This is a genomic window from Porphyromonas uenonis 60-3 (genome assembly GCF_000174775.1).
Classification (GTDB): domain Bacteria; phylum Bacteroidota; class Bacteroidia; order Bacteroidales; family Porphyromonadaceae; genus Porphyromonas; species Porphyromonas uenonis_A.
This window is the reverse complement of record NZ_ACLR01000142.1, coordinates 1-3297: the sequence shown is the minus strand read 5'-3', so window position 1 is coordinate 3297 and position 3297 is coordinate 1. Positions and strand designations below refer to the sequence as shown.

Below are 3297 nucleotides of genomic sequence, written 5' to 3'. Positions count from 1 at the left end.
CGCTCTTGTATAGCTGTATGCTTCGCCACCTTCTTGTCCACCACCTTGAACGTGATAAAGTCCACCGCATACGGCATATTAGACTCATTATCCATACGGACGTGGAAGTAAAGCAACCCATTGTGGGCATATAATCCACGAAGTAAGAAGCGCATCCCGAATTGCTTTGCCCCAACATGCTTGATAATTCGCTTATCATTTTGGTAGATGCTCTTCATAATCAGCTTAACCAATATGGGCGACTCACTTCCCAGCTCTTTGAAGTAGATGTCCGCACGATTGCTCGGCAGTCTTCCCTCCGTAGGAGCTAGAAAGTCTTTCATCTCCATGCTGAGCTTCTCTGGTTCATCCGCATACTTCACATTGAATGCGTAGAATGAGCCATCCTCACAGATGACGCTCATATTGGTCTCCGTCTCAAACTCACGGACGGCAGCCTTTACACGCAGCACATTCTCCGCATCGTCAGCTTTCCCAGCAATAATGTTTTGCGACCCGAGGTCTACATAGCGTATAGCTGCAGGAAAGATGAGATGCACCGTCTTTTCAAACGTGACCTCCAGCCCGTAGGGCAATACGACCCGTCCATTCGGTATCGATCGGCTCATCCCTTGGTAAAGGTCTCCGCTACTCAGTAGTTGATTGTTCCCCTCTACTTGTTGTGCCATAGCAGGGAGCGTTATCGTAGCACAAACTACGATAGATAAAATCCATTTCTTCATAAGTATATCAGTTGTTATTGTTAGAGTTCTAAAAGCTTACTTCGTCTGTACAAGGAATAGTCTATATCCTCCTTTGAGCGTCACCTTAATCGTGCGGAGCTTCTTCTGTAGTAGTTGTCCAGCTCCCTGCATCACCCCTCTAGTCACCTCGGAGATGATTTGGTCTTTAGCCGATGAGGAAAAGGTGAAAGAGGTTCCCATCGATCCCCCGACATTTGCCCCCATCTCCTTGAGCGCTGACACCTCTTCAGAGCCAGGAATATAGACTCCCATCTGTCCGTCTGTATCATAGGCAGATAGTTTGACCGGCAGAATGCGACCATTCACCTCTATGCTCTTAATCAGTAGCTGCATTCGGTTGCCATCTATCTTAGCTTGTGCCATCAAGAGACTATGCTTCGGGATTGATGTTTGCTGCACACGAGCGGTCTCCAGCAGGCGAAGAGCAACGTAGTCACCCTCTTTGAGGGTCGTTGTTTTGTCCACCACTACGCAAAGGGTATTGCGCTCGCCAGAGTGTACGGAGCTATTAGAGAGCGAATGAAAGCTCATATTCCGCTCCTTGGCTCCGTACATCTCCATAAACTCCTCGTCACTCATTGGCTGGTCCAGTGCTGAGACCAACGGCTTGTGGTCAGCTATTATCTCCATGGGAGCCTCTTCCTTGGCAGCTCCACCGCTAGGCGGAGAGACCATCTGAGACTGCTCACCCATAGGCATAGCTCCATGGGCAGGAGAGGCACCAGCTGCGGGTAAGTACTTAGCCGCCATTTGGTAGCTCTTCTCCATAAGAGCTAGTTGCTTAGCTTCCTCATCATCGTCCTGTTGGCTAAGCTCGTGCAGTTCACGTCTGAGGTCATCAATCTCCTGTTGCATAGCTTCTCGCTCCTCCTCATAAGGGTCAGAGCCGTAGAAGTCCACTAGCAGACGGTTGTTCTCCTCGTAGCGTTGCATCGAAGACTCAATCTTATTCCCAACGACCGCCTCTTGTGGGTTGCTCTCGGACGAGCTCCCCTCCTGCTGAAAGTACTCCGCCAGTCTCCCCACCTCCTCACGAGCTTGCTCCTCTTGAGTTGTATGGTCAACTAGTTCGTAGGCTTTGAGTTTATTCTCCGTAAGCTTTTCGGTCGTAGCTTGTGGTATGTTGTCATTCAACCCCTCACCAGCGTCTGTTTGCTCCTTAGTGTCGGGTGCAAATATAAACCACATAGCAAGGGCAAAGATAATCCCTAGCCCTGCGAAGACTAACACCTTCTTCAATTGTTCTTTCTGTTTATGCTCCATAGTTACTAATCGCTAAATGTTCCATTCTCTTGATGTAGGTTGTATCCCTCTGTATCGGGCTGTCCACCAGCTCCCCCGTAGGGATAGGTGGTATCTCCTCACGGTGTGGGAGGAAGAACTGTGCCACCATCCAGATTGAGCAGGCTAGGTAGACGAGACTCAGTCCGTAGACAATAATCTGTCGCTGTCTGTTCGTTAGCATATTGCACCGCTCTCTTAGCCGTACCTGCCCCCTCAAATAGCTTCTTCTGAGGGTGGGTCTACTTCTCCGCTTCATAGTCTTATCGCTTGTAAGTTTGGATATCACGATTCTCTCGCACGAGGAAGTGCTCCATCAGGAACCCTTGCGGATTGTTGTCCGAGCGAACTGAGTTTTGTAGCGAGCAACTAGTCACCAAGCTCCGCTCCGTGACATTGCTCTGTCGGATAATAAACTGCCGAGCGAAGGTGGTTACTTCATAGGGGTATGAGTCAAAGTCACACCGTATGGAGTCAATCTCTATACGTTGGTTGACATTGCCCGAGATAGCTCGATTGTAGTAGCCCTTCTCCGCTAGATCCTTGTAGTAGTTAAAGGCGGACTTGTCGCACAGCTGGAAAGCACGCTCCATATTCTTCTCGATAGCATCCTTGTCGGGTGCAATCGTGAAGAAAAGCTCGTGAAAGCGTCTTACATGCTCTCGAGCCTCCACCGGGCGGTTCATCGAAGCGTCTTGGCTCAGAGCCAGCATCAGAGACTTCCCTTGGTCCAGTACGTACACCTTCTCACGCTGCTTCTTAGCAAAGCTGTACGAAGCATAGACCGCATAGCTACTGACCGCTATGCAGACTATCGCAAAGATGATAGCGTAGAGCCTAATCTGCTTGAAAGAGGTCTCTATGTTTGTGAGTGATTTGAATTCCATATTCCATTATTCTAATTGTCTTGTATCTAAAAACTTCTGAGGGGTAGTCTAGTGCCAATGTGCCTTGGTACTGTAGTGCCATACGGGTGAAACTCTAGTGCCACCCCCACTTGGCACTGCAGTTTCATACGGGAGAAACTGTAGTTTCATAGGTAAGAAACTGTAGTTTCATAGGTAGGAAACTCTAGTTTCATGGGTAGGAAACTCTAGTTTCATGGGTAGGAAACTCTAGTTTCATGGGTAGGAAACTCTAGTGCCACACGGCAGGCACTACGATTACCTCCCCAGCTGCTACATTGACACACATAGGAGGAGCTAATCCTACCCACCTGACCGTCATACGACCATCACGTGGTCATTGCATCCTCATCAAGCGTGTCATAGCC

At 49.0% G+C, this 3297-nt stretch carries 4 protein-coding genes; all 4 read right to left on the bottom strand.

What is annotated here, in order from left to right:
• On the bottom strand, window positions 1-668 hold a 668-nt coding region (gene traN, locus PORUE0001_RS05035; protein WP_410524544.1), incomplete at its 3' end, for a conjugative transposon protein TraN.
• Between the two features lie 90 nt (window positions 669-758).
• Window positions 759-2006, bottom strand: coding sequence for a conjugative transposon protein TraM (gene traM / locus PORUE0001_RS05030; protein WP_039865645.1), 1248 nt, complete (start codon window positions 2004-2006; stop codon window positions 759-761).
• A complete protein-coding gene (locus PORUE0001_RS05025) occupies window positions 1996-2283 on the bottom strand; it encodes a hypothetical protein (protein WP_039865644.1) in 288 nt (95 codons plus the stop codon). The genes traM and PORUE0001_RS05025 overlap by 11 nt, the downstream gene beginning before the upstream one ends.
• A 4-nt stretch (window positions 2284-2287) precedes the next feature.
• Window positions 2288-2911 carry a conjugative transposon protein TraK gene (gene traK / locus PORUE0001_RS05020; RefSeq protein WP_004330615.1) on the bottom strand — a complete coding sequence of 208 codons (624 nt, stop codon included), beginning with the start codon at window positions 2909-2911 and terminating at the stop codon, window positions 2288-2290.
• Between the last annotated feature and the right edge of the window lie 386 nt (window positions 2912-3297).